Annotated in this window: 24 protein-coding genes, 1 tRNA gene and 1 pseudogene; 12 read left to right on the top strand and 14 right to left on the bottom strand. The window is 59.1% G+C overall.

Features of this window, described 5'->3' with window-relative positions:
- Positions 1–2: 2 nt before the first annotated feature.
- On the bottom strand, positions 3–788 hold the full coding sequence (locus ACQQZ8_RS07640; RefSeq protein WP_431712065.1) for an ABC transporter ATP-binding protein: 786 nt from the start codon (positions 786–788) through the stop codon (positions 3–5).
- A 129-nt stretch (positions 789–917) separates the two neighbouring features.
- On the opposite strand from ACQQZ8_RS07640, the gene serB reads away from it, so the two are divergent.
- Both serB and ACQQZ8_RS07630 read left to right on the top strand, forming a co-directional pair.
- A complete protein-coding gene (serB, locus tag ACQQZ8_RS07635; protein ID WP_431712064.1) occupies positions 918–1,829 on the top strand; it encodes a phosphoserine phosphatase SerB in 912 nt (303 codons plus the stop codon).
- 200 nt (positions 1,830–2,029) lie between these two features.
- Complete coding sequence (locus ACQQZ8_RS07630) at positions 2,030–3,769, top strand: VanW family protein (protein WP_431712063.1); 1,740 nt, start codon at positions 2,030–2,032, stop codon at positions 3,767–3,769.
- Positions 3,770–3,831: 62 nt separating this feature from the next.
- Here ACQQZ8_RS07630 and ACQQZ8_RS07625 read toward each other — a convergent pair whose 3' ends face one another.
- Together ACQQZ8_RS07625 and ACQQZ8_RS07620 are read right to left on the bottom strand one after the other, a co-directional pair.
- Positions 3,832–4,242: a DUF1304 family protein gene (locus ACQQZ8_RS07625; protein ID WP_431712062.1), complete on the bottom strand. Its 411-nt coding sequence runs from the start codon at positions 4,240–4,242 to the stop codon at positions 3,832–3,834.
- Between the two features lie 18 nt (positions 4,243–4,260).
- Positions 4,261–4,890, bottom strand: coding sequence for a maleylpyruvate isomerase family mycothiol-dependent enzyme (locus ACQQZ8_RS07620; protein WP_431712061.1), 630 nt, complete (start codon positions 4,888–4,890; stop codon positions 4,261–4,263).
- Between the two features lie 62 nt (positions 4,891–4,952).
- On the opposite strand from ACQQZ8_RS07620, the gene ACQQZ8_RS07615 reads away from it, so the two are divergent.
- Positions 4,953–5,408, top strand: a complete 456-nt coding sequence (locus ACQQZ8_RS07615) for a MarR family winged helix-turn-helix transcriptional regulator (RefSeq protein WP_431712060.1) — start codon at positions 4,953–4,955, stop codon at positions 5,406–5,408.
- Positions 5,409–5,478: 70 nt separating this feature from the next.
- Here ACQQZ8_RS07615 and ACQQZ8_RS07610 read toward each other — a convergent pair whose 3' ends face one another.
- Together ACQQZ8_RS07610 and ACQQZ8_RS07605 are read right to left on the bottom strand one after the other, a co-directional pair.
- The gene (locus ACQQZ8_RS07610) at positions 5,479–6,228 is read right to left on the bottom strand and encodes an SDR family oxidoreductase (RefSeq protein WP_431712059.1); all 750 of its coding nucleotides are present in this window, start codon (positions 6,226–6,228) and stop codon (positions 5,479–5,481) included.
- Between the two features lie 42 nt (positions 6,229–6,270).
- Complete coding sequence (locus tag ACQQZ8_RS07605) at positions 6,271–6,993, bottom strand: beta-ketoacyl-ACP reductase (RefSeq protein WP_431712058.1); 723 nt, start codon at positions 6,991–6,993, stop codon at positions 6,271–6,273.
- Positions 6,994–7,211: 218 nt separating this feature from the next.
- Here ACQQZ8_RS07605 and ACQQZ8_RS07600 point away from each other — a divergent pair, with 218 nt between their 5' ends.
- The 6 genes from ACQQZ8_RS07600 to ACQQZ8_RS07575 all read left to right on the top strand — a co-directional run bounded on the left by ACQQZ8_RS07600 (position 7,212) and on the right by ACQQZ8_RS07575 (position 12,889).
- On the top strand, positions 7,212–7,628 hold the full coding sequence (locus ACQQZ8_RS07600; protein WP_431712057.1) for a DUF3099 domain-containing protein: 417 nt from the start codon (positions 7,212–7,214) through the stop codon (positions 7,626–7,628).
- A gap of 11 nt (positions 7,629–7,639) precedes the next feature.
- Positions 7,640–7,912 carry an acetone carboxylase gene (locus ACQQZ8_RS07595; RefSeq protein ID WP_431712056.1) on the top strand — a complete coding sequence of 91 codons (273 nt, stop codon included), beginning with the start codon at positions 7,640–7,642 and terminating at the stop codon, positions 7,910–7,912.
- A 10-nt stretch (positions 7,913–7,922) separates the two neighbouring features.
- Complete coding sequence (locus ACQQZ8_RS07590; protein ID WP_431712055.1) at positions 7,923–8,831, top strand: SURF1 family cytochrome oxidase biogenesis protein; 909 nt, start codon at positions 7,923–7,925, stop codon at positions 8,829–8,831.
- A gap of 362 nt (positions 8,832–9,193) precedes the next feature.
- On the top strand, positions 9,194–10,723 hold the full coding sequence (locus ACQQZ8_RS07585) for an MFS transporter (protein ID WP_431712054.1): 1,530 nt from the start codon (positions 9,194–9,196) through the stop codon (positions 10,721–10,723).
- Positions 10,710–11,291 carry a TetR/AcrR family transcriptional regulator gene (locus tag ACQQZ8_RS07580; protein WP_431712053.1) on the top strand — a complete coding sequence of 194 codons (582 nt, stop codon included), beginning with the start codon at positions 10,710–10,712 and terminating at the stop codon, positions 11,289–11,291. Before ACQQZ8_RS07585 ends, ACQQZ8_RS07580 begins: the two co-directional genes overlap by 14 nt.
- Positions 11,292–11,518: 227 nt before the next feature.
- A complete protein-coding gene (locus ACQQZ8_RS07575) occupies positions 11,519–12,889 on the top strand; it encodes an MFS transporter (protein WP_431712052.1) in 1,371 nt (456 codons plus the stop codon).
- A 103-nt stretch (positions 12,890–12,992) separates the two neighbouring features.
- Here the strand turns inward: ACQQZ8_RS07575 and abc-f are convergent, their stop codons facing one another.
- From abc-f to mptB (ACQQZ8_RS07545), 6 genes are all read right to left on the bottom strand, one after another.
- Positions 12,993–14,594, bottom strand: coding sequence for a ribosomal protection-like ABC-F family protein (gene abc-f / locus ACQQZ8_RS07570; RefSeq protein ID WP_431712051.1), 1,602 nt, complete (start codon positions 14,592–14,594; stop codon positions 12,993–12,995).
- Between the two features lie 211 nt (positions 14,595–14,805).
- On the bottom strand, positions 14,806–15,897 hold the full coding sequence (locus ACQQZ8_RS07565) for a GTP pyrophosphokinase (protein ID WP_431712050.1): 1,092 nt from the start codon (positions 15,895–15,897) through the stop codon (positions 14,806–14,808).
- 57 nt (positions 15,898–15,954) lie between these two features.
- Positions 15,955–16,734, bottom strand: coding sequence for a DUF2637 domain-containing protein (locus tag ACQQZ8_RS07560; RefSeq protein WP_431712049.1), 780 nt, complete (start codon positions 16,732–16,734; stop codon positions 15,955–15,957).
- Positions 16,735–16,860: 126 nt separating this feature from the next.
- Positions 16,861–17,967, bottom strand: coding sequence for a VanZ family protein (locus ACQQZ8_RS07555; RefSeq protein WP_431712048.1), 1,107 nt, complete (start codon positions 17,965–17,967; stop codon positions 16,861–16,863).
- A gap of 63 nt (positions 17,968–18,030) precedes the next feature.
- Positions 18,031–19,548, bottom strand: coding sequence for a polyprenol phosphomannose-dependent alpha 1,6 mannosyltransferase MptB (mptB, locus tag ACQQZ8_RS07550; RefSeq protein ID WP_431712047.1), 1,518 nt, complete (start codon positions 19,546–19,548; stop codon positions 18,031–18,033).
- Entirely contained in the window at positions 19,527–21,044 is a 1,518-nt protein-coding gene (mptB, locus tag ACQQZ8_RS07545) for a polyprenol phosphomannose-dependent alpha 1,6 mannosyltransferase MptB (RefSeq protein WP_431712046.1), read from the bottom strand. Before mptB (ACQQZ8_RS07545) ends, mptB (ACQQZ8_RS07550) begins: the two co-directional genes overlap by 22 nt.
- A 255-nt stretch (positions 21,045–21,299) precedes the next feature.
- Here mptB (ACQQZ8_RS07545) and orn point away from each other — a divergent pair, with 255 nt between their 5' ends.
- Both orn and ACQQZ8_RS07535 read left to right on the top strand, forming a co-directional pair.
- Positions 21,300–21,878: an oligoribonuclease gene (orn, locus tag ACQQZ8_RS07540; protein ID WP_431712157.1), complete on the top strand. Its 579-nt coding sequence runs from the start codon at positions 21,300–21,302 to the stop codon at positions 21,876–21,878.
- A 151-nt stretch (positions 21,879–22,029) separates the two neighbouring features.
- Positions 22,030–22,102: transfer RNA gene (locus ACQQZ8_RS07535), tRNA-His, on the top strand.
- Positions 22,103–22,570: 468 nt separating this feature from the next.
- Here the strand turns inward: ACQQZ8_RS07535 and ACQQZ8_RS07530 are convergent.
- Together ACQQZ8_RS07530 and ACQQZ8_RS07525 are read right to left on the bottom strand one after the other, a co-directional pair.
- Positions 22,571–23,389, bottom strand: coding sequence for an IS3 family transposase (locus ACQQZ8_RS07530; protein ID WP_431712045.1), 819 nt, complete (start codon positions 23,387–23,389; stop codon positions 22,571–22,573).
- 44 nt (positions 23,390–23,433) lie between these two features.
- Positions 23,434–23,716: pseudogene (locus ACQQZ8_RS07525) on the bottom strand (transposase).
- 341 nt (positions 23,717–24,057) lie between these two features.
- Here ACQQZ8_RS07525 and ACQQZ8_RS07520 point away from each other — a divergent pair.
- Positions 24,058–24,363 (top strand): hypothetical protein, encoded by a 306-nt coding sequence (locus ACQQZ8_RS07520; RefSeq protein ID WP_431712044.1) that lies wholly within the window; start codon positions 24,058–24,060, stop codon positions 24,361–24,363.
- Here ACQQZ8_RS07520 and ACQQZ8_RS07515 read toward each other — a convergent pair whose 3' ends face one another.
- Positions 24,364–24,516: a hypothetical protein gene (locus ACQQZ8_RS07515; protein ID WP_431712043.1), complete on the bottom strand. Its 153-nt coding sequence runs from the start codon at positions 24,514–24,516 to the stop codon at positions 24,364–24,366.
- Between the last annotated feature and the right edge of the window lie 7 nt (positions 24,517–24,523).

Here is a 24,523-nt window from a genome sequence, read left to right as displayed (position 1 = left end):
TTCTAACGGCGTGCGAACGCGGAGTAGCGCCCGTTCTCGTTACGCAGTTGCAGATCCATTTCATAGGTGGCCGCGAGGTTCGCTTCGGTCAGCGTCGCTTCAAGTTCCCCGGCAGCAACCACCTTGCCGCGGTTGAGCAGCAGCACGTGGGTGAAACCCGGTGGGATCTCCTCCAAGTGGTGGGTCACCAGAACCAGCGCCGGAGCGTCTTCGTCGGCAGCCAGTTCGGCCATCTGGTAGACCAGCTCTTCGCGCCCGGCCACATCCAATCCGGCCGACGGCTCATCCAGAATGAGCAGTTCCGGGTCGGTCATCATCGCCCGGGCGATCAATACCCGCTTGCGTTCGCCCTCGGACAGTTTGCCGAAGGGCTGGTTCATGAAGGTGCTCATCCCCCATTCGTGCAGCAGGGCGAAGGCACGACGCTCGTCCATCTTCTCGTACGCTTCGCGCCAGCGACCGGTAAACCCGTAGGCGGCGGTCAAAACGACGTTCAAGGCGGTTTCTTGGAAGGGAATCTGGTTGGCGATCAATGTTGAGCTCAGTCCGATGCGTGGCCGCAATTCGAAGACATCAACCTTGCCCAGGGTCTCCCCCAGGATGCCGGCGCTACCCCGACTGGGGTGCATCCGTGCCGCGGCAATATTCATCAGGGTTGACTTGCCCGCGCCGTTAGGGCCCAAAACAACCCAACGTTCGCCTTCGGCCACGTTCCAGGAAACGTTCGACAACAGTTCCTTAGGTCCGCGCACCACGCTGACATCGTTGAAAGATAGCACTTCGCTCATGGATAAAACCCTAAACTTTTCCGCTTGATTTGCCTAAACTGCCACGCGTTATGTATCCCACGGGCTCTGCTGCCACCACTGTGCACGTCATTTTTGGTCGTAGGGCAAGGCTGAGCGCAAAATGGTCTCATGTCATCAACTCTTGTTCTGGTTTCCCGTGCTGAGCTGCCCCGCCCCAACTTTGAGGCCTTTCTTTCTCGAATGGGCGTTGCCTTGACAGTGCCCGAAGGCGCGGTCTTCCCGATCACCGAGTCCTCCGGTCGCTTGGTGACCCGTATTCACCTGCCAGCTGATGAGCAGGAGTTACGCACCCAAGTCGAAGCCTTCGCGGCCGAAGAATTCGCTGGCGATTACATTTCCGCCGCGGATATTTGCCTGGCGGTCGTTCCCGAGACGATCACCCAAGCCGAACGGCTGCTGCTGGTGATGGATGTGGATTCCACGCTCATTCAGCAGGAAGTGATCGAATTGCTGGCCGCTCATGCCGGTCGGGAAGCGGAAGTTGCCGCGGTCACCGAAGCTGCCATGCGCGGGGAACTAGATTTCGCGCAGTCCCTGATTCAACGTGTGGCCACCTTGAAGGATCTGGATCAGCAGGTGCTGAGCGAAGTTCAGCAGCGCATCGAATACTCCCCTGGCGCCCGCGAATTGGTGCAGCGTTTCCACGCTGCCGGGCATCTGGTGGCGGTGGTTTCCGGTGGTTTCCAACAGATCTTGGACCCCTTGGCCACCGACCTGGAGCTGGACTATGCACTGGCTAATACCTTAGGAATCGTCGACGGAGTCCTCGATGGAACCGTGCACGGGCAGATTGTTGATCGTGCCACCAAGGAAACCATGCTGCGTTCTTGGGCCGAGCTGAATGGTATTCCGATCGGCGCTACCATCGCGGCCGGTGACGGGGCCAATGATTTGGATCTGCTCAACGCCGCCGGATTGGGTGTGGCCTACAACGCCAAGCCGGCCCTGCGTGATCGGGCGCAAGTAAAACTGGATTTCAAAGCGCTGGATGTGATTGCCGACCTGGTGTTACCCGCCTAAAGCGGCAGACGATCACAGCGAAGAGAAGTTGAAGTTTTCCAACAACTGGATAACGATTCAAGCTAAAACAGTGTGAAAGCACCTTCGGGAGTTGTTCCAACCGATAGTATTTTGATGGCCTACGCTAGCCGCGCCCGCTTAAGCCGAGGCAAGGCTGGCGCTAGCCGAACCCCTATTCCCCGCGAAAGAGTCTAGAACCCGTGCAGACCCCCGAGAAGGATCCAAGCCAGCTTCCAGAAGCTGAGCAGAAATCCAAACGCAGCGCCAAACCATGGATTATCACCGGATGCTCCGTGGTCGCCGTTGCTGGACTCTACTTCGGTGGTGCCGCATGGATTAGTTCACAAATCCCCGCCAACACCACGGTCTCCGGGGTGCAGATTGGCTCCTTGAATCAGGCCGATGCCATCGAGAAACTCGACACCGAGCTGGTTCCGCGCAGCAAAGAGGCCATCGAGGTCACTGTTCACGGCGCGAACTACCAGCTAGATCCGGTGGCCGCCGGCCTCGAAATCGACACCGCCGCCACCATTGCGGAACTGACCGGCTACGAAATCAACCCGGTGAAGCTCTATCAGCGGCTGACCGACTCCTACGATGCCGCTCCGGTGGTGCGCGCCGATGAGCAGAAGCTCACTACGGCGCTGCAGGGGGTAGCCGAAGAAGCGAATGCCGAGGTGGCCGAGGGCAACATCGTCTTTGCGGACGGAAAATCCAGCCTCGTAGAACCGCAGGATGGAATCGCCCTGCAGGTGCCCGAAGCCGCAACGGAAGTGACCGATCACTGGCGCGCCGACGGTGCGGTGATTGAACTACCCGCACAGATCGAGCAGCCTCAGGTGTCGGCCGCCGAACTGTCCAGCTTCCACGAATCCGAGGTGAAGGCGCTCCTGAACGGCCCGGTCATCCTCAAATCCGAGGATAAGACCGTGGAGCTTTCCGCCGGCTCGATCGCGGCCGCGGCCAGCTTTCAGGTCAGCGATGGGGCTCCGCAGCTGAGCTTGGACGATGAAAAACTCTACGACTCCGCCACCAAGAACTCCGAGCTGAGCAGCACCGCGAAGGACGCGCAGATCGTGCTGTCCGACGGTAAACCGAAGATCATCGAATCGAAGACCGGGGTGGCCCTAGAGACCGCGGGCCTGGGCGCCAAGGTACTGGCCGCGACCAAGGCGGAGAACCGCACCGCAGAGGTGCTTCTGGAAACCAAGGAACCGGAATTCAGCACCGAAGATGCGCAAAAGATGGGCATCAAGGAAGAGATCGTTCATTTCACCACCCCGTACCCCACCAATGACACGGTGCGCACCAAGAACTTGAAGGCCGGCTCGGCCAAGCTCAACGGAGTGATCGTCGAACCGGGTGAAACCTTCTCGCTCTTAGACGTGCTGGCTCCCATTACCACGGCCAACGGCTACTACAGCTCCGGCGTGGTCAATAGCGGGTTTGTCAGCGAAGCAGTGGGCGGAGGGCTGTCGCAGATTTCCACGCAGATGTATAACGCCGGGTTCTTCGCCGGCTACGATGACATCGAACATAAGCCACACTCGCGCTGGTTCGAACGCTACCCGGCCGGCCGCGAAGCCACCCTCTGGGAGGGCCAGGTGGATATGAAGTGGAAGAACAACACCCCTTATGGCGTAATGATTCAGGCTTGGGTCTCCGGTAGCGAGGTACACACACGGTTGTGGAGCACCAAGTACTGGAAGGTCACTCATTCCTCCAGCGGGAAGCACAGCTTCACCCGTCCGGAAACCATCTACAACACCGCCAATAGTTGCACCCCGGAATCCGGTGGGCGTGAGGGCTTCACCATCTCGGTCACCCGCGACCGGGTGGCCTTGGACGGGTCCAAGACCCTGCCACCGGACACCAACACCTGGACCTACTCCCCTTGGAATAAGGTCATCTGCGGCGAGCGACCCAAGAAGGACGACTAACCTCCGTAACCTGCTTAGCTGGCGGGGCGATTCAAGTGGATCGCCCCGCCAGCATTTTTATCTCAAGTGAACAGCGGCGAGATGATCACCACCAGCGGCAGCACGCTCGCGGCAATAGTTCCCTTAATGCTTCCGCCACGCGGTTGCCAATATCCGATCGCATCCGCTGCGGCCATCGCCAGGCTAGCCAACAGCATGTACCAGCTGAAAGCCAGGACCACCACGGTGCCCAGCATCGGATCAGCCCAGTAGATCATGATCAGACCGGCGATGACGCCCAGCGCCGAGAGCAGGTTCCGCGCCCCGATGCAAAAGGCCCACATCTTCACCACGTCCACATGCTGCGCATCCACGCTCAGGAACTTCGCAACCGCCGGGTGCCCATAGAAGAACATTTCCAAGGGTGCGACCACGATCAGGATCAGCGCACCGAGCAGGGCCGTCACTTGGCCCACAATATTTAGTGTTTCCATGGCCATCTCCTTGGCCTCTCATTTCATTTTCAAACGCTCCGCACCGGGACCTTCGAGTCGTCCCAGCCAGGCATCCCGGCCGGTGAGGAGCAGTAGCAGGGCCTCCATGGGCCCCTGAACTAGGGCGCCTTCGCCCACCGTCCACTGCGTGTCGGCGGCCCTAAGCCGGTACCCGGCCAAGCTCCGACGCGCGGCAAAGGGGAAGGGAAGCCGCCAGACCAGATCGGCAGCGGCGGTGGCCGCACCCACCGGCATCGGCGGATACGGCAGCTGCAGCGCGATGGCGATGTCGCGGGCGTGAACCATGATGTCCAGCAACGGGGTGACACCGACCGCGCCGGGAGCGCGGTGGCATGAGGCGGCAAAGCGCCGGTAGTCCCCAAGGATCTCCTCCACTGGCGTCTCACCGCGGCGGCGTCCATCACTCAAGATCATCCGGTTGAAGTCCCCACGGGCTGCGAGCATTCCGCGAACCACCTGCCCCAGACCGGTGGTCGCCGGGGCGATGGCATGAGCCGCCACGTCCCGTACCCGCCACCCGGGGCACAACGAATCAGCATCCCACTGTGGCCCATCCAAGCGCTCGAGCAGTTGGCTCAATTGCTCGCGCTGCTCGGTGACCAGCTCCCACATCAGATTCTGTTGCATCTGTGTCCACCCCAAAATATGGTCAGCTTTACTGACTAATTTTAGTTCGTTATACTGACTATATGCAAGGGGAAAAGAGTGCGGATCTCGGTCCATTTAATGTGGGGCTATTACTGTTCATCCCCTATCGCGAGCTAGAGGAAAGGGTCTTCGGCGCAATTCAGGCCGCCGGCTTCACCGATCTGACCTTGCCGCAGGCCCGGTTATTTCAGCGCCTTGCTGCCCACGGCTCACGCATCACCGAGCTGGCCAACCGCATCTACGTCACCAAACAGACCGCTAGCGCACTAGTCAGCGCGATGGAACGCACCGGTTATGTCAGGCGGGTTCCGGATCCACTAGATGCTCGGGCCAGCCTGGTGCTCGCCGCCGAGCGGGGTCTAGCTGCCGCCGAAGTGGCCGCCGCTGAAATCCAACGGATCGAGCGGCAGTGGCGTCAAGGGCTCGGTTCGGCCCGCTATGACCGGCTGGTGCGTGATCTGAACGCGCTGGCAGAAATCACTAATCGCGCCCAATAGTGGGGTTTAAACGCCGCAGGGGTGCCCGGCCAATATGCCGGACACCCCTGTGGATTAATAGTGCGTTTGCTTACTGGCCCGAGGCTTTCAGGAAGTCCCCGGCGCCGCCGACCAGCTCGGTGTGGCCGGATTCAACCTCGGCAAAGACCATCTTGGCCACTTCGGCACCGAACTCCTCCACGGAGTACAGTTTGCCGGCGGCTTCACGGCGGGCATCAATGGCACCTGGTTCCATGCGATTGAGCAAGGTGGCGGTAATGGTGCCCTCGATCATGTCACCTGACACGACGACCAAGCTGATGTTCTTTTCCGCCAACTGCGGGATCATCTCGCGGAGCGCGTCCTCGCCGGCACGCTTGGACTTGGCCACCGCGTCGTAAGCATCCATGGTGGAGACTTCGTTGATGAAGTGGGCCTGGTGACTGGTCACGAAGACCACTCGGCCGCCCTCGCTCAGCTTGGGCAGTGCAGCCTGCAGCATGGCCAGCTGAGCGTCGCGGTTCAGCCGCAGGGCGTAGTTCTCGCCCATATTGGTTTCCATGCCACCGGAGGCGTTCAGTACCAGGACATCGAGCGAACCGTAGTTTTCCACGGCCGCGTCAACCAGAGCCGCTGGACCTTCTGCACTGGTCAGGTCAGCGCCGACGGCGACGGCGCGACCGCCCTTGTCCTCGATGGCTGCCACGATCTTATTGGCCCGTGGAGCCTTGGAGCGGTAGTTGATGACCACACCCAGACCTTGTTCGGCCAGTAGCTGGGCGGTGACCGCTCCGATGCCGCGGGAGGAACCGGTGACGATGGCGCTCTTGTAGTCGCTCATAATTATCTCCTTGAAAGCTGTTGTGTATGTGCGCTGCGGGGCCTAGTGGCCCATGCCCAAGCCGCCGTCGACGGGAATGACCGCACCGGAAATGTAGGCGGCTTCATCGCTGGCCACCCAACGGACCACCTTGGCAACTTCTTCGGCTTCGGCGAAGCGGCCTGCCGGGATGGAGGCCAGGTAGTTTTTCTGGACGTCCTCGGGCAAGGCGGCGGTCATGTCGGTGTTAATGAAACCCGGGGCCACGACGTTGGCGGTGATATTGCGGGCTCCGAGTTCGCGGGTCAGCGAGCGGGCGATACCGACCAACCCGGATTTGGAGGCAGCGTAGTTGATCTGACCCGGTGAGCCGTAGAGACCGACCACCGACGAAATCAGCACCACCCGGCCGTACTTCTTGCGGAGCATGCCTTTAGAAGCACGCTTGATCACCCGGAAAGCACCGGTGAGGTTCGTGTCAATCACCGAGGTGAAGTCGTCTTCGCTCATGCGCAGCAGCAGGGTATCTTTGGTCACCCCGGCGTTGGCGATCAGTACCTCGACCGGCCCATGGGCGGTTTCAACCTCGGTAAATGCGGCGTCGATCGACTCCGCATCGGTGACGTCGGCCTTGACCCCGAGCAATCCTTCGGGCACTTCACCACTGCGGTAAGTGATCGCCACCTTGTCACCGTTGGCTTGGAAGGCGCGGGCAATTTCCAGCCCGATCCCGCGGTTTCCACCGGTCACCAAGACGCTGCGTCCACTGGTGGTTTCAGTGCTCATCTGTACTCCAATTCCGTCGGTTGTTCCCGCCTGGGGCCCTGCGCAGCATTCATGATTCGATAGCGGGGCAGGTGAGAGGCGAAAAATTGCATCACCAGTCATCTTATTGCTTACCGGCGAGTATTCTTACTTTGACGCCGAGTAGAAATTGCGATTCTCACAGACTTCGATGAGACAATGGTCTACGGAACACCGTGAGAGAAACATAGTCTGAGGTAATGGCCCCTTCCCATTCACGCCGCAATCAGCATGCGGTGCCGGTTCATCGCATCACCGAGGCCCACGAGGCACACGCCGTGGACCAGAGTTCTCGCGTACGCAAATACACGATTTCGATGACTATTCGCGTGTTGTGTTTTATCGCCGCCTTTTTCACCTCCGGGCCCTTGCAGTGGATCATGCTCGTCGGCGCGATCGTGTTGCCCTATGTCGCGGTGGTAATCGCCAACCGCGGGGCCGACATCACCAAACGTGAGCCACCGGCCGAGTTCTACACCGACATCGCACCGGCCCAACTTGAGGGCGCCGAACCGGAAGCGGATCCCACGCAGGCCCAGGAGCCAGATCCGGTGATTATCGACGGTAGTTGGGCCAGCGACCCCTCGGGAGAACAACCCGAAGATTCAGCGAAGTAAGGAGTCGATCATTGGACGTACTTTCCGCCCTCAGCGGCACCGACAGCGCACCCGAACTGATCTGTAGCCGGAAGGGTTGTAAGCAACCGGCCAGCGACAAGATCCTGTGGAATAACCCGAAAATCCACACCCCAGAGCGTCGCAAGGTCTGGTTGGCCTGCCCCGAGCACCGCGGCTGGTTGGAAAACTATCTGCGCGAACGGCTGCTCTACAAAGAAACCGAACCCATCACCGAGGCGGCACAAGCCTCCAGCACATCCGACGCTGCTGCGGCAAAGGAGTAAAACGCACCTCATGTATCGTTTTTTGGCCAGTACCCGCTGGGTCGGTTGGCTGTTGTTGGTCTGCATTTTCGCTGGGGCCTGTGTCTTCTTGGGCCGCTGGCAGATGGATCGGCGCGCCGAGGTGCTCACCGAGATCTCCCACGTGAATCAGAACTACTTCGCCCCGGCCGACTCCTCCCCCGAAGCGGTGGCGTTATTCGACGAGCTGCCGGCGGAGAAGAAGTGGACCACCGTGGCGCTACGCGGTGAATATTTGGTCGACGATACGCGCGTGGTACGTAACCGGATTAAGGCTGGCCGTCCCGGCTATGAGGTCTTGGTACCTTTCCGCACCACCGACGGTGCCACCGTGGTGGTGGACCGCGGCTACTTGCCCATTGGCGATGTTCGGCCTGGCTGGCCCGATGAAATCCCCGCTGCACCCACAGGTGTGGTGGATATTGAGGTACGACTCAAGCCCAGCGAACCAACTTTGGATCGCGATGCCCCCGAAGGCCAGCTGGCCACGGTGAACTTGCCAACTTTTGCTCAGGTGCTGGATTACCCGATTTCACAATCCGCGTATGGCATTATGTACCACGAGAATCCGGCACCGGCTACTGCCCCGCAACCGTTGGATGAGCCGGATACCGATGAGGGACCGCACCTGTCCTACTCCTACCAGTGGTTCGCCTTCGGCGTGCTGGCCTTCATCGGCTTCTGGTACGCGGCCAAGCAACAACGCAAGATTAACCGCGAGGATGCCGAAGAGCTGGCCGAAGCTCAGGCCGCAGGGTTCGATGCTCCTCTGCACAAGGTCCGCAAGATTCGTGCCAAGCAGGTGAAAACCCATCGCCGTGATGGGTCCCTGACCGATGAGGCCGCCGAAGATGCAATGCTTGATGCCGCGGACTCCACCGAGATTCACGAAAACAGGTAATTCTGCGCGCGCGATAGCCGCGGCTTCGCGCAAATAATCAGGCGTGGTAGCACGCCTAGCTGCTCACCCGCGCGCTCTTCGGCGAGCCTGAAGCTACCTGCGCCCGCAGCGTCATGAGCGTTTCGGGTTACCTGGATCATCGGGCGGAAATCGAAGCCGACGCTAAATCTCATGATCCGCGGCCGCTATGAACGTACTTATCCGCTGGTTGCCAGCCCCCTTTTGGGGTCAGCACTTGCACGCTCAACTCAGCTCAACATCACTGCGCCGAAATTCACTGCGCCGCAAACAGAGTGGTTAATCTTCATCACAAAAATCTAATAGTACCTACAACAAACCAAATAGTCCGTTAGCATGGTTAGGTGAATTCAACACCCGCAACTCCGCCACGTGCCGGACGTAGAGAATGGTCCGCACTAGTCGTTCTAATCTTGGCCGTCACGCTATTGGCCATCGACGGAACTGTTCTGTACATGGCCGTGCCGGCCCTGACTGCAGATATTTCCCCGAGCGCCACCCAGATCCTGTGGATCGGCGACATTTATTCCTTTGTGCTGGCCGGATTTCTGGTCACCATGGGCAATCTGGCAGACCGCATCGGCCGCAAAAAACTATTGCTCATCGGTAGCGTTTTCTTTGGCATGGCCTCGGTCCTGGCGGCTTTTGCCCCGAACCCTGAAACCCTGATTGCCGCACGCGCCTTGCTGGGTCTTGCCGGGGCAACCTTGATGCCCTCGACACTGTCGATTATTCGCAATATGTTCCACGACCAGATCCAGCGTTCGCGAGCGATCGCGATTTGGTCGGCCGGTGCCATGGCCGGTGGAGCTGTGGGGCCGCTGGTTGGCGGTGCATTGTTGGAGCACTTCTGGTGGGGTTCGGTCTTCCTCATCAACGTTCCGGTCATCGCGCTGATCGTACTGCTGGGCATTAAACTTCTTCCGGAGTCCAAGAACCCGCAGGCCGGAAACATCGATCTGGTCTCCTCGGTCCTCTCGGTGCTGACCATCGTGCCCGTGGTCTACGCGATTAAGCACAGCATCAGCAACGGCTTCGATCTTTCGGTGCTCGTCACCGCCTTGCTGGGTGTGATCTGCGGCTACCTATTCGTACGTCGCCAGCGTACGCTTACCACCCCACTGGTAGATATTTCGCTGTTCAAGATTCCGGCATTTAGCGGCGCCGTAGCATCCAACGCGCTATCGATCTTCGCCTTCTTTGGCCTGCTTTTCTTCTTCTCCCAGTACCTGCAGCTGGTCCGCGGATATTCTCCGTTCTGGGCTGGTTTGGCCGAAATGCCCGCCACCATCGCCTCGATGCTGGTCGTCTTGGTAGTGGGTGTGGCGCTCTCCCGGCTGGGCTTGGGTCGAGCCATTTCCGTGGGCCTGATTATCGGCGCTATCGGACTGGCGGCACTGGGTGTCAGCGAGGGTCTACCGAATTATCTCGGCCTCGGCATTTCATTGGCGATTATTGGCTTGGGCACTGGTCTGGCCATGACTTTGTCCACTGATGCGGTGGTCTCGGCCGCGCCACCGGCACGTGCCGGTGCGGCTTCATCGATTTCCGAAACTGCCTACGAGCTGGGCATCGCTCTAGGCATTGGCGTGCTTGGCTCATTGCAGACCGCGCTTTATCGCGCCAACCTCAATATTCCTGAAGGCACGCCTGAACCGATTGCAAACGCGGTGAATGATTCGCTGGCTAGTGCGGCGAGTGTGCTCGGCAATGCTGATGCGAATCTCTTGGCCATGGCACAGAACGCTTTCACCCACGGCATGCAAATCACCGCCTATATCGCAGCAGTACTATTGCTCGTAGCCGCATTTATCGCGTGGAAGCTGATTCCTTCTTCCACCACAGCCCAGGAGAATGTCAATGAGCACCAGTGAGGACACCGCCAACCACGAGGGGAGCCGCGATAAGGAACGCACCCGTCGAGCGTTACTGGACGCGGCCACCGTCTTACTCTCGGAATATGGCGCCGGAGTCAGCATGGCGAAAATTGCTGCCCAGGCCAAGGTCTCCAAAGGCGCACTGACTCACCACTTCCCCAGCCGTGAAGCACTTGAAGATGCCGTGGTTCAGGACTCCATCGAGCAGTTCTGGGATGAGGTTCACGCCCAGGTCGATCTGGCGGAGAATCGTCCCGGAAAATTGCTGCGTGGCTATATCCGTGCACTCACCGGTGATAGTGAAGTGATCCGCAAGTTCTACTCCCCCTCGCACTTGATCCAAATACTTGGACGTGAACAAGTGCCGCACCGACTGATGCTCGCTGACGCGGCCCGGTGGCGGGAAGCGATGACCGCCGATGGGTTGGATGAGGCGAACGCGCTGACCTTGCGCTTCGCCGCCGAAGGACTTGCTTTATCGGCCGATTCGCCCTATCTCACGCCCGAAGAACTTAAGTTGGCACGCGAGAATCTACTCAGACTCGCGGATTCTTTGGTGAACTAAGGTTCCCACTGATTATCTCGCGGAGATTGAACTCCGCCGCGACGATCTGAGTGCGACGCAAGTAACTCCATAGCACTGAAAGCCGGTCCACCCCCCCAGGTGTGGACCGGCTTCGTGTTTCTGCACAGAGCCAGCCAGAAACCTCTTGACAGTGATGCGTGCCACAAATGCGCTATGTGCAACATAGTTGCAATGTCTGCAACGATTCGTATTTTTGGGAGTGTCCATTGGATTCACGCTCTTCACACCCGGCCGATCATTCTGGCTCGGCCGCATCCGTAGATTTAGGGCCATCACTGAGCGGTCAACAACGTCCAGATCCCGCAGGAGTAGGTCAAGCCACTCGGCGGAAGGTGGTCACCGCCAGTTTTATCGGCAACTTCGTCGAATGGTTTGATTACGCGGCTTATGGTTATCTCGCGGTCACCATCTCGGTCGTGTTCTTCCCCGAATCGGCCCCGCAGACCGCGCTGCTGATGACCTTCGCCCTCTTTGCCATTTCCTTCCTGATCCGCCCCTTGGGTGGATTTATTTGGGGACACATTGGCGACCGGGTCGGCCGACGAGAAGCTCTGTCCTGGTCGATTCTGCTGATGTCCGGGGCGACGTTCTGCATCGCGTTACTGCCTAGCTACAACATGATTGGGATCTGGGCCCCGATTCTACTGTTGCTGATGCGTCTGGTGCAGGGTTTCTCAGCCTCTGGCGAGTATGCCGGCGCCTCGGCGTTCTTGGTGGAATACGCTCCGGCCAACCGGCGCGGTTTGTACGCCGCAGTGGTACCGGCCAGTACCGCCACCGGTCTGCTCCTGGGTTCGCTGATGGCCGCGCTACTCACCGGCATGCTTTCAGCTGAGGACATGCAAAGCTGGGGCTGGCGGATTCCGTTCCTGCTCGCAGCTCCGATGGGACTCATCGGCCGCTATATCCGCACCAAACTAGAGGATTCTCCAGCGTTCAAGGAATTGGCCAAAGAAGACCAGGTGATCAAGGCCCCGGTCAGTTCGCTGTTCAGGGAACACTGGCGGCGCCTGCTGTTGGCATCCGGTGCGGTGTTGCTGAATGCCGTGGGCTTCTACGTCATCCTGTCCTATATGCCCACCTATCTCTCCCAAGAGCTGGGACTCGATGAAACCCGGTCTTACATCGCCACCACGGTGGCGCTGGCAACCTATATCGGTTTCATCTTCCTCACCGGCATGCTTTCTGATCGCTTTGGACGCAAGAAGGTGCTGATGAGCGCCTCGATCCTCTTCGTGCTGCTCACGGTCCCGGCGTTCATGCTCCTTGAAACCGGTAGTTTCCTGTTGATCATTCTGGTGCAAATCATGCTCGGGGCCATGCTGACCTTGAACGATGGCACTTTACCCAGCTATCTGGCAGAAATGTTCCCCACTCGGGTGCGCTATTCCGGGTTCGCGGTCTCTTTCAACCTCTCCAACGCGCTCTTTGGCGGGACCGCACCGTTCGTGGCAACCCTGCTGATTGCCACTAGCGGAAACCTATTGGCACCGGGATGGTATCTGATGGGTGCTGCCGTAATCTCGCTGATCGCGGTGGCCTGCTCGGTGGAAACCAGTAAGAAGCCGCTGGAATAAGAACAGTGAACGTGCTGCTTGATCATCTTGTGAATTAAGCATACGAAGGCCGGTTCCGTCACCCGGTGAGGGGTGACGGAACCGGCCTTCGCGCAGCAGATTTTTAGGTCAGCGCCACCAGTTCGAGGTACTCCTCGCTGTACAGGTCCTCATCACCATCGGGCAGGATGACCACACGTTCCGGATTCAGTGCGGCGACCGCGCCCTCATCGTGCGAAACCATGACTACCGCGCCACTGAAGTTCGACAAAGCGCCGAGCACCTCGGCGCGCGAGGCCGGGTCCAGGTTATTGGTCGGTTCGTCAAGCAGCAATACGTTGGCGCTGGAGGCCACAATGGTTGCCAAAGCCAGACGGGTCTTCTCACCACCGGAGAGCACCCCGGCTGGTTTGTGGACGTCATCGCCCACGAACAGGAAGGAGCCGAGGATCGAACGCACGTCGGCATCGCCTAACTCGCTCGGGGCGGTGCGGCGCATATTTTCCAGCACCGTACGGTCCGGATCCAGGGTGTCGTGTTCCTGAGCGAAGTAGCCGATTTTCAGCCCGTGACCGGGCAGGATGTTTCCGGTGTCCGGTTCGCTCACGCCAGCCAGCATGCGCAGCAGGGTGGTCTTACCGGCACCGTTCAGCCCCAGGATAACCACCTTGGAGCCGCGGTCGATGGCCAAGGACACATCGGTGAAGATTTCCAAGGAACCGTAGGACTTGGACAGCCCTTCGGCCATCAGCGGGGTTTTGCCACACGGGGCCGGGTCTGGGAAGCGTAGTGCCGCGACCTTGTCGCTGCTGCGCTCCTCTTCCAATCCGGCCAACATCCGGTCAACGCGCTTGAGCATGGATTGGGCGGCCGAGGCACCGGAGGCGCGAGCCTTCATCTTATTGGCCTGAGCCAATAGGGTGCTGGCCTTCTTTTCCACATTCGCCCGTTCACGACGCCGGGTCTGCTCATCGGTTTCACGCTGCACCTGATAACGCTTCCAGCCCATGTTGTAGACATCCACGGTGGCGCGGTTTGCGTCCAGGTAGAACACCTTGTTCACGGTGGCTTCCAGAAGTCCGGTATCGTGCGAAATCATCAGCACGCCGCCGGCATAGTTTTTCAAGAAGTCGCGCAACCAGATGATGGAGTCAGCATCCAAGTGGTTGGTCGGTTCATCCAACAGCAAGGTTTCGGCATCCGAATACAGGATTCGAGCTAGCTCCACACGGCGGCGCTGACCACCGGACAGGGTGCGCAGCGGCTGGTTCAAGATGCGGTCGGGCAAGTCGAGGTTTGAACAGATCGCCGCGGCCTCGGATTCGGCGGCATACCCGCCGCCAGCGATGAATTCGGCATCCAGTCGGTCATAGCGGCGCATCGCCTTGGCGGCGATCGCCGGATCCTCGCTGGCCATGTCCAACCGGGTTTTGGCCAGCTTATTGATGACAATGTCTAGGCCACGAGCCGACAGAATGCGGTCGCGGGCCAGCTGTTCCATGTCCGGGGTTTTCGGATCCTGCGGAAGGTAACCGATGGAGCCTCGGGTTGCTACTTCACCGGCGGTGGGCTGGGTTTCTCCGGCCAGCACCTTGGTCATCGTGGTTTTGCCGGCACCATTGCGCCCCACGAGGCCGATTTTGTCGCCCTTATCGATGCGGAAGTTCACTTCGTCCATCAGCAGTCGGGCGCCGACGCGTAGCTCAAGGTTGGCTACGGAAATCATCTGTGAACCCCTTTCAAAGGATGCAGGCTGCAGTGGTTACCCGCTTTCGGGCAACTTACCCAGTTTACCGGTGATTAGCAGCAACCCGAAGACAACGTGCACAAGCTAACAACCCACCGGGGAATGGAGGGCACACCAAGACGGCGCGCTAGCGCCCCCTGTCATGGGCGCGGGAGCAGTGCAGCAGCACAAGTCCCGCCGCGACAATCCGCTAGTTGATGCGGTTACGGTGATCGTTCATCTGAATCAGTCGCCGGCGCAAGGATGCCTGACGGCGTTCGTCATTCGCGCTGGTTTTTTCGATATGCGCCCCACCAAAATGCCATAACAGCATGTCATCCAGTAGCCGGTCCGGGCCCGGTGAATAGCGGTGGTCCAGTGCGGCACGCACTTCGGTGACAATGTCTGGGTTGAGCAGTTCAGCCAGCTGCCAGGTGGCCAGGATATCGTGGGCGCCGAGCAGTTCGGCCGCCCAGGTCCAGTCATCATCGCGTTTACGGTCCACATGGGGCAGCAGGGTCTGCCAAATTTCTCCGATGCGTTCACTACTCAACGGTTCACCGCCCACCCCGTTATGGTCTTGGTACTCGCCCAAGGTGGCGTACAGGTCGCTGATTTCGGTGAAGTAGTTCTCTACCGTTTCCAACATGGCGGCCGTGGCTGTGAACTGCCGATCCAGCTGGGGATTCCACACCTGCTTGGCGGTGTTTTTGAAGCGGATATCGTGTTCCATCTCGCTCCACGCATGCTGCAAAATGGTGCGGATCTGTACCTCAAAGGTGAAGTTTCCGCTGGGCACCACGGGTTTGCCCAAACTTTCCTGGAAGCGTCGCACGCTGGGTTCGTTGCGGGTTTTGAGTAACAGGTGGCGCGAGGAGTAACCGTAGGTTCCCGATTCGACCGAACCGATATCTTTCTCCCGGTCACTGCGGCAATCAAAGTCATCTCGTTGGGACTTGATCATGTTGGCCACCTGCTGGATCTCCCCCGGGAGTTGCACGATGATCCGCACCCCCACCATGTCGTGAATTTCACGCAAGGGGTTAGGGAATTCCAGCACCGGCTCAGCCTGCGGGTCCCCTTGTAATACTCGGGAAGCCTTCGAACGGAAGGATTCCACCGATTTCACTCGGCCGGTGATAAACAAGGGCTGAATTTGCCCGTAGTCATCGAACAGTGCGCGAATACGGATGAGCATCGCGGCCAGCACCTCGTCTAGCTGGTCCCGCACTTTGTCATAGCGGCGTGCCGACTCATCAATCTGCGCCGCGAAATCGAGAACGCGATCCATGGATTCGGCCATTAGCTGCTCCCCTCAAGAAGTGGTGTTGCTGCGAGTCTACTAGCCAAGGTCCCCGATTTAGTTCTGGTTCAGGCGCTGTGCCAGATCATCGTAAAGTGGGGCTTTGTCCTCAATGACGGTGGTGGTAGCCCCGGTCATCGGCTGTGCATTGGACTTGACCTGCTTCTTGTTGACCGGCTGCGCATTGGCGGTTGCGGACTTGCGGGACTCAGCCATGGTTTCGGCGCGGGTCCGAGCCAGCGCATCCTGGTGCTGCTGTTCCAGTTCCTTCAAGCGCTCCGCCTCGGCCACCTGGGTGTCAGTCACCGCCGCCTGGTAGCCATCGTCATAAGCCACCCCGTACTTCTCTGCGGCTTCGACCTCGGCATCATATTCGTACGCTTCGCGTAGCTTCGCAGCCTCAGATTTCTTCTGGTACATATGAACGGTCAGGTGGGTGATGGCCAAAAGCACCACTGGCGGCATCGCGGCGACCAAGGCGGAGACCAGCGCCGGAACACCGTTCTCAATGGAATCCACGGTCAGGATCGCGTGGGTGGAGTTCGCCGCGGTGGAGACAATTGCGCCGAAGAAAAGCAGCGCCCACGGGTAGACCATGGCCTTGCGGGGGAAGCCGTTGAGTGCCACGATGGCCACGGTGGCGGCCACGATCATACCGTCGATGATAATTGGCCAGATCCATGCCAACGACGGGTCGATACCGGATCGTTCGGCGAGGTCGGTCAGCGCTGCGAAGGAGAGCACGAAGGCGCCGATCGCGATGAGTACCGTGGCGCCTACCGCGGTGCGCAATACCGCGCGATGTGGTTCTTGTGGAATTTCTGGCTGGTTGTCCATGCGTGCGGGCAGGCCTAACTGATCAATTGAGTACGGTCACTGAAGAAATCTGGCATATAGTCTGCGAGTCAACAATGCCAAAGCCATTTTAGCCCCAGTCAACCCCCATCTGCACCGTGAGCTGCGCTACGCGCGTCGATCGCTGAAGCCGGTGGAGCTCAATCGGGCGGACAACCCCCGGGCCGTGGCGTCGAAGATCAACCAGATCACACTCAGCACCGTGTACCCGCCAACCACTAGGCGCAACAGGTTCAGCGGATGCTCCGTGGGCAGTAGCCCAAGCAGCGTATACGCCAAGTAAATCCCGCCCAAACCCAGCAGGGTTCGCGCGATGGAACGCAGCGCGCTAGCTTGACGACCCTGCGTGTCGCGCAACTGGAACCAGCTGCAGCGTTGGCCCAGGGTGGCGCGGCCCGGCAGTGCGGCCGGGAGCACAAGCACCGCCAGAACGATGACTATTTCCCCGGCCACCTGCCAGCCGCTGGCTTGTCGCGCAGGCATTCCGAGCCGGTCGCCGATTTCTCCCAGCAGACTGACCAGCGTGAAACCGGCGGTGATGAAGGCCAGATCGAAAATTGCCGCCAGTGCCCGACGTGCACGGCCCACCTCCCGTGCCGGTTGGCGGATCGCGTCGGGTTCCCGTGGCCCGGAGAGGAAAGCAAAGATCGGCAGGTACGCCAGCAGGGTGCCGATCAGCGCCCCCGTGGTGTTGGCCAGCAAATCATCCACATCCGCCACCCGGTAGGCGCAGGTGTAGATTCCCCACACCCCGGTAAACTGAGTGGCTTCGATTAGTAGCGATAGCCCGGCGCCGAGCAAGGTCGCAAGCACAGCATTGGCACGCAGCCAACGCACCGCAAAGATGCCCACCGGAATAAAGAGCAGCACATTGAGCAGCACCTGCCAGAGGGTAAAACTGGTGAGGAAAGCCCGTTTGCCGGAAGCTAAAGCCAGCTGAAAATCGTCGAGGAATTGGAAGGGCACCAGCTGCACCTCGGCGACGCCGGGACGGCAGAAAGCATCCCGAGTTTCGGGGAGCGGCAGCATGGTGTAACTAAAGAGCCCGAAAATGTAGAGCACGGCAAGTAGCGTGGTGATCGTCCGGCGCCAAGATAACCGACCGTGCTTGTAGTACTGCAGGGCTAGCAGGAAGATACCGACCGCGCCGATGAATAGCGCCGCCGAAAGTACCGCCATCAGAGCGGGCCAGAGCATATCGGATGTCCTTTGCATACTCTCAAGACTAGAATCCCCTGCGGGCGTGGGTCTGACTTGCCCGCTGTGAGATAACGCTCTTTAGTTCACACGGGTGTCCGCAGCATGCGGCCCGGAGCGCAGCATCTGCCGGATCGGCCGGTCCAGACGCACCATGATCAGCAGCAGGGATAATCCTAAGAGCGCTGCACCGAGCTTCAGCAGCCACACGCTGTGCCATTGTTCGATGGACAGCTGATCCACGCACACCACCAGAGTGATGAGCATGGTCAAACCCGCCATCAGCTTTTCGCTGGGCCAAGAGATCTGATCGGAAATGAAGAATAACGCAAAGAGCCACAGGATGTACCAGGGCTGGATAATCGGGGCTAAGAGCACCACCGCGCTCAACGCCCACGCGGCCAGCCGGATCGGCCGGGAGGTGTCCTTGGCCAGCGCTAGGCGCGCCACCACATAGAGCGAGAGCAGGCGGAACCCGGTGAAAATCACGGTGGCCACAATCCCAGCATTCAAACCCCACAGCGAGCCGAGGTAGCCCATGATGGTGCCCAACAGACCGACCGGCGCATAAGGGAAGGCGGCATTGCCGGAGGTGAACATCGCTGGTAGCCAGCCGAAGAACAGGTTGGTCAGCACGCCGAAGAGCAGCAGCCAAGCAAAGCTCAGCACACTGATTTTCGCCCACATCACGATGCGTTCGCGCAGTGGCGCGTTCGCTGGCAGCATCGCCAAACCCAAGAATGGCAACAGCACCAACACGATCGGTTTAATGCTTACCGCGAGCATCAGCGCCAGCGTGGCCCAGAGCATGCGCCGTGACAGCGCTAATCCAAAGGCCCAGAAGGTGACGGCGATCATCAGCGCATCGTTGTGTACTCCGCCGATCATGGTCAGTAAGAACAGTGGGTTGCCTACGATCGCCCACAGCGCCCAGCGCGGGTTATGCCCCATTTTCTTGGCCAGCCAGCCAGTGAGGTAATAGCAGCCGATGACACCGGCCACCGCCAAGAGTCTGAGTAGACCCACCCCGATTTCTGGGCTCCCGCCGGAAATGACGTAGACCCCTTGGCTGAGCACCAAGAACAGCACCCCATAGGGTGAGGGTGACTGCGCCCAGAGCCCATCCGATCCCCCATCAAACCAGCCCGGCAGCGCCGAAACCCCTTCGCTATACGGGGATTTTCCGGCGTGCAGCATCCGCCCTTGGGCCAGATAGGAATAGACGTCTCGCGAGAGAATCGGGAAGCTGACCAGCAGCGGTGCCGCCCACGCGATTAACAGGCCGCGCAGTTGCCGTTCGCTGATGGATTCGGTGCTACTGACCCAAGGCCGGGCCAGCAGCCAGGTGCGAAGCAGCCAGAGGATGCCGATAATCATTGCCGCGATGCACAGCAGCACCCCGGTCAGTTCGGTACGAAACTCAATGAAGAACCCGCTTCGGGCCAGCTGCGAGAGCTGGTTGCGCGGGAACCAGCCCACACCCCAGCTGGCGGCGGTGATCAGCGCGGAGGCCGCCATCCCCTGCCAGACCAAGGGGCCGAGCGTAGGGGTGGCAGCGAGGCGACCGGGACCCGGTTCTACCGCTTCTTGCTCAGCCATGGTGTCTTCTTGAGCAGTTGCGGCATCACCTGACGGGTCTGCCGGTCAACAAAGACTAGGTAGGCGATGGCCAGTAGCGAGATCGCCCAGGAGAGCAGCGAAGCCAGCGGAACCAAATCGGCTTGCAGGAACTGCCAAATAAATAGCTGATCGGCGGCCTGGTAGGCCACGAAGAACAACACCGTGATGTGCACCCAGAGCATCTGCCAGTCATCGCGAATACCGGTGACCGCGAAGAACGGCAGCAACCACAACAGATACCAAGGGTGAATCACCGGGGAAAGTACCACGATGGCGGAGAAACCAATGGCTAGACGCTGCACGAGGTGCGAATACTTGCCGCGGAAAATCACGACCATCGCCAAGGCCACCCCGGCCAGCCGGCCAAAGAGTTTCAAGGCCGGCAGGATCCACTCGGTGGACAGTCCAAAGGCGGAGACCGCTGCGGAAAGCAGCATCACTCCGATACCCAACGGCGAGAAGATCGAGAAGCCGGTACCGGTGAAGAGCATGACCTTCAGCCATCCGAACCAATAACCGTTTAAGTATCCGAAGAGGGTCATGAGCACCAGCAGAATCATGCCCGAGTAGAACCAGTACAGGATCCTGCGTGGCCAGCTGGCGTCCTTGCCAGCCCAGAGCAGTCCAATAAACGGCAGCAGCACGAGGGTGATGGGCTTAATCCCGATGGAGGCGGTGAGCACAATAACCGCAAGCACGCCGCGGCGTTGGCAGGCTAAGTAGACGGCCATCACCGACAAGCCCACCATCAGCGAGTCATTGTGCGCACTGGCCACAAAGTTGAGCAGGAACAATGGGTTCGCGACCGTCACCCAGGTGGCTTTGGCCGGGTCAACCCCATGCAATTTGGCGAGGCGAGGCACGTAATACAAACACAGAATGACCCCGACGAAGGCGATCAGCCTAAAGGCCAGGATCGACAGGTCGGTGGAATAACCGACCGCTGCCACCACGAGATATTCGATCAGCAGGAACAACGGACCATAGGGGGTTCCGTCCTCGGCCCACATGGTGTCGGTCCCGAGTTGGAACCAGTTACTGACCGAGGAGATCCCATCGCTATAGGGATCCTGCCCGGCCATTACCAGACGACCCTGCCCGATGTAGGCGAACACATCGCGGGACATGATCGGAATACTGATCAACAGCGGTGCACTCCACAGGTACACCGCCTTGCGTACCAGCTTCAGTGAGCCTTCGGGCCACCCGGAGAGTTTTTGTCCCAGCCGCCACCAAGCACGCACTAATACCCAGCATCCGAGCGTCAGCAGCACCACGGAGCTGAGCACTCCGGCGGCTTCGGTACGCATCATGATGAAGAAGCGGTCTTGGTTCAGCGGGGACACGCTGGCCAACCAACCCACTCCGAAAGAGCCAAAGAGGATCAGGGTGGTGCCGATGACCCCGCTAAAGAGGGTATGAGAAAGCCCAGCGTCTGGTTTCTTGGCCAAGACCTCTGGCTTATTAATGGACACCGATACACCTCATGAAACTAGGGCTGGATTGGCTATCTGTGGAGCACCGTGACGGCCCGGCGAGCTGGTATCGCACAACGGGCAGGTGGTGCGCCAGCGCGCGGAAAACCTCAGACGATTTTAGCACTGGGGCTTCCCAGCACCCCGAAGTGACACCGCAGGCCGGTAGCTATGAAACAGTAATCTTGCGCACCGCGCGGTAGATTGGAACTTGTGGCTAGTAACTCAGAAATGATTGTATGGATCGACTGCGAGATGACCGGACTGGATCTGGTTCATGATGCGCTGATCGAGGTAGCGGTGCTGATCACCGACGCCGAATTGAATGTGCTCGACGAGGGCATCAGCGTGGTTATCAAACCCACTGCGGCGGCTCTGGCGCAGATGGACGATTTCGTGCGCAATATGCACATTGCCAGCGGCTTACTGCCGGAGCTGGAAAATGGGCTGGAGATGGCCCAGGCCGAGCAACTGGTACTGGAGTACATTACCCAGCGCGTGCCGGAGCCAAAAAAGGCGCTCCTAGGTGGCAACTCGGTGGGGATGGATAAGAACTTCTTGGCCCGTGACATGCCTTCGGTAATCGAGCATCTGCACTACCGGGTCATCGATGTGTCCACGATTAAGGAATTAGCCCGCCGCTGGTACACCAAGGCGCACTACAACGCGCCACTGAAGACCGGTAATCATCGAGCCTTGGGTGACATTCAGGATTCCATCGATGAGTTGCGCTATTACCGCGAAACCATCATGGTTCCCGCCCCTGGTCCGGCCTCGGCTGAGGCCGCGAAGATCGCTAAGAAGATCGTCCAGAAATCCCCAAGTGGCAAGTAGCAACGCCGATCTACGGCTGGTGATTGACAACACAGCACTTTCGGTTGATTCCGAGTTGGCATTCACCAGCCAAATGCGTGTATAGTAATTCTCGTTGCCCGGTACGAAATCAGGAAGCAAAAGCAACCTGACAAGGACGGACACGAATATGGTGGGTATAGCTCAGTTGGTAGAGCGTCTGGTTGTGGTCCAGAAGGTCGCGGGTTCAAGCCCCGTTACTCACCCGGGTATGGGAGAGGTTCAAACCTTTATCGAGAGTAAACTCTCTTGAAAAGGCTTGAACCTCTCCCTCATTTTCGCTTCGGTTGCCCAGTTCAGTGGGTTCATCTGTTGCTCCGTGTCACAGAGTGAACCGAAGTGTTGTTCGTGCCCGACTCGCGTGCACATATGTCAAGTTTGACCTGCCACCAACTGAACATTCTTTCTCGGTTTCTCTCACGACATGATCGATTGATTATGCTTGCCAATACCACGAGCATTAAGCAGGTAGGAAAAACATGGGAAAAGCCGGCGGTTCAATCCGGTCCAAGTCGATGGCCATAGCCCTCCTTCTCCCGCTTCTAGTCGCAGGCTGTTCTACCTACGGAGACAGAACCTCCAGTTCGAACTCATTAGATTCAGTGGACTGTCGCCGAACCTTCGAGAGCGCTCTTGCCCTTGAACGGCAAGGTGATACTGGGCTGCCCCCGTTGTTAGGTCCGCTCAGTATGCGAGTCGGTTTCTTCTAACTGGTGGGTGCAAGACCGAGCGTACTCGACCGGGGTGCGGTAGCCGAGCGAGGAATGCCGACGATCATAGTTGTACTCATGCTTCCAATCGCTGATCACGACCCTTGCATGAAGCAGCGAGTAGAAGCTATTGATATTCAAACACTCGTCACGGAGCCTTGAATTGAAAGACTCAACATACCCATTCCGCCACGGCTGGCCCGGCGGAATGTACGACAACCCGGTTCTTATGCCCGCCCAGTCTGCGACGGCGTCAGAGATAAACTCCGGCCCGTTGTCACTGCGCAGCACCATCGGCGCCCCACGCTCGGCAACGAGCTCCTCAAGATGCTCGATGAAACGTTCAGCGGTGATCGACCGCTCCACAAGACCACCCAAGCACTCGCGGGTGTGCTCATCGACGATTGAGCAGATCTTGATCGCTTTGCCACGCTCACAGACATCAAACTGAAAATCGACCGCCCACACGACGCCCGGAGCGGTCGCTTTGGGTGCATGGGCCGTCGACGAGCCGACACGTTTCCTTCTGCGCCGTTGCGCAACCCGTAGCCCTTCTTCTCGCCACAACCGTTGCACTTTCTTGTGGTTGACGTTCCAGCCCTCAGCACGGGCCTCGTGATACGCGCGGCGGTATCCCCACCTCGGGTGGTTCTTCGCAAATACTCGGAGCCAGTCGCGCAACGCCTGGTCGGGATCTGCCAGGGTGTCACCTTTCAAGGGTCTGCGCCAGGCGGAGCGAGAGAGCCCGGACAGGCGGCACGCCATGCGCTCACTGATCTGCAATGTGCGAATCAGGTGCGTGATTGCGGCGCGACGTCTGCCCGGGCCTAGAAGTTTCCCTCAGCCAACTCCTTCAGCGCAGCCTTCTCTAGCTCAGCTTCCGCAAGCAAGCGCTTCAGAGTCGCGTTCTGCTTCTCGAGCTCTTTGAGGCGCTTCGCGTCGTCGGCTTTCATGCCACCGTACTGGTTGCGCCACCGAATAGGTTTGCTCGGTGACACCAAGCTCGCGGCACGCATCGGCGACCGTGTTGCCCTCACCGAGAAGCCGGTCGGCTTGACCGAGCTTCCGAACGATCTGCTCCGGGGTATGACGCTTTCTTTGATTGCTCATCGTGTGATCCATTCTCCCCACAAAAGCGGGGTGCTGGACTCACATAACGAATGGACCTAGAAAACGGGGTCAGCCCAATACTTCTCGAAACTTGCTCGACAAAGTTGATGCAATGTATAAAAGCTGTCCTGACGAATACAAGATTTACACTGACTACATCAAGATAGTCATTGGCACCATTGAGCAGGGTATGCAGAGTTGCGACCACTGGAGGACTCCCGAAATTGGGGAGGAGTCGGTTAGGCTGCTTCGGGAAGACGGTCTTTGTTCATTTGAGCCTGTAGCTCCGCCGAAGCCGACTTGGCCGGACGGAGGGCTTGGCTGGGATGAAGCACGAAGCTATGCCGAAGCCGACTTGGCCGGACGGAGGGCTTGGCTGGGATGAAGCACGAAGCTATGCCGGAAGCTGGCAACGGGTTTGCGGCCCACTGAAGAGTGTTCGGGCCCTCGACTATGGTTTGTTCGTGAATATTGGCCTCGACTACCCGTCCAACGACAGGCTCACGTTTGTGATTTGGGGCGATTGGTGGCTTGAGTCAATCCCTGCCAGCTCAACCATTTGTGCTTCTGGCAACATCTATCTCTACGAGGGAGTTGTGGCGCAGATCGAGCTCGGCCACCCAAATGAGCTAGAGATTTGGAACTAGTCAGCCCTGATCGTTGTAGACGAGGAACTCTTGAACGATGCTCTCAGGGCTGCTTCCTGTTGAAATGCCCGCCTCAACGATGTAGAGCACTTCCTGGATCTGTTCTTCAAGCTCTCGCATCTCGGCTTCCTCGTAGGCTGGAACCCGGGGCATGTTAGTG

It is taken from the genome of Glutamicibacter uratoxydans (assembly GCF_050753455.1).
GTDB lineage: Bacteria > Actinomycetota > Actinomycetes > Actinomycetales > Micrococcaceae > Glutamicibacter > Glutamicibacter uratoxydans_A.
The sequence above is the reverse complement of the archived record's forward strand: the minus strand, read 5'-3'. Positions and strand labels throughout refer to the sequence as shown.

Coding starts and splice junctions, on each gene's coding strand:
- ACQQZ8_RS07600 (WP_431712057.1), top strand. CDS start 7,212: ATGGCCCCTTCCCATTCACGCCGCAATCAGCATGCGGTGCCGGTTCAT.
- abc-f (WP_431712051.1), bottom strand. CDS start 14,594: ATGATTTCCGTAGCCAACCTTGAGCTACGCGTCGGCGCCCGACTGCTG.
- ACQQZ8_RS07625 (WP_431712062.1), bottom strand. CDS start 4,242: ATGGAAACACTAAATATTGTGGGCCAAGTGACGGCCCTGCTCGGTGCG.
- ACQQZ8_RS07520 (WP_431712044.1), top strand. CDS start 24,058: ATGCCGAAGCCGACTTGGCCGGACGGAGGGCTTGGCTGGGATGAAGCA.
- ACQQZ8_RS07615 (WP_431712060.1), top strand. CDS start 4,953: ATGCAAGGGGAAAAGAGTGCGGATCTCGGTCCATTTAATGTGGGGCTA.
- ACQQZ8_RS07620 (WP_431712061.1), bottom strand. CDS start 4,890: ATGCAACAGAATCTGATGTGGGAGCTGGTCACCGAGCAGCGCGAGCAA.
- ACQQZ8_RS07560 (WP_431712049.1), bottom strand. CDS start 16,734: ATGGACAACCAGCCAGAAATTCCACAAGAACCACATCGCGCGGTATTG.
- ACQQZ8_RS07640 (WP_431712065.1), bottom strand. CDS start 788: ATGAGCGAAGTGCTATCTTTCAACGATGTCAGCGTGGTGCGCGGACCT.
- ACQQZ8_RS07565 (WP_431712050.1), bottom strand. CDS start 15,897: ATGGCCGAATCCATGGATCGCGTTCTCGATTTCGCGGCGCAGATTGAT.
- ACQQZ8_RS07555 (WP_431712048.1), bottom strand. CDS start 17,967: ATGCAAAGGACATCCGATATGCTCTGGCCCGCTCTGATGGCGGTACTT.
- mptB (WP_431712047.1), bottom strand. CDS start 19,548: ATGGCTGAGCAAGAAGCGGTAGAACCGGGTCCCGGTCGCCTCGCTGCC.
- ACQQZ8_RS07590 (WP_431712055.1), top strand. CDS start 7,923: ATGTATCGTTTTTTGGCCAGTACCCGCTGGGTCGGTTGGCTGTTGTTG.
- ACQQZ8_RS07605 (WP_431712058.1), bottom strand. CDS start 6,993: ATGAGCACTGAAACCACCAGTGGACGCAGCGTCTTGGTGACCGGTGGA.
- ACQQZ8_RS07515 (WP_431712043.1), bottom strand. CDS start 24,516: ATGCCCCGGGTTCCAGCCTACGAGGAAGCCGAGATGCGAGAGCTTGAA.
- ACQQZ8_RS07580 (WP_431712053.1), top strand. CDS start 10,710: ATGAGCACCAGTGAGGACACCGCCAACCACGAGGGGAGCCGCGATAAG.
- orn (WP_431712157.1), top strand. CDS start 21,300: ATGACCGGACTGGATCTGGTTCATGATGCGCTGATCGAGGTAGCGGTG.
- ACQQZ8_RS07610 (WP_431712059.1), bottom strand. CDS start 6,228: ATGAGCGACTACAAGAGCGCCATCGTCACCGGTTCCTCCCGCGGCATC.
- serB (WP_431712064.1), top strand. CDS start 918: ATGTCATCAACTCTTGTTCTGGTTTCCCGTGCTGAGCTGCCCCGCCCC.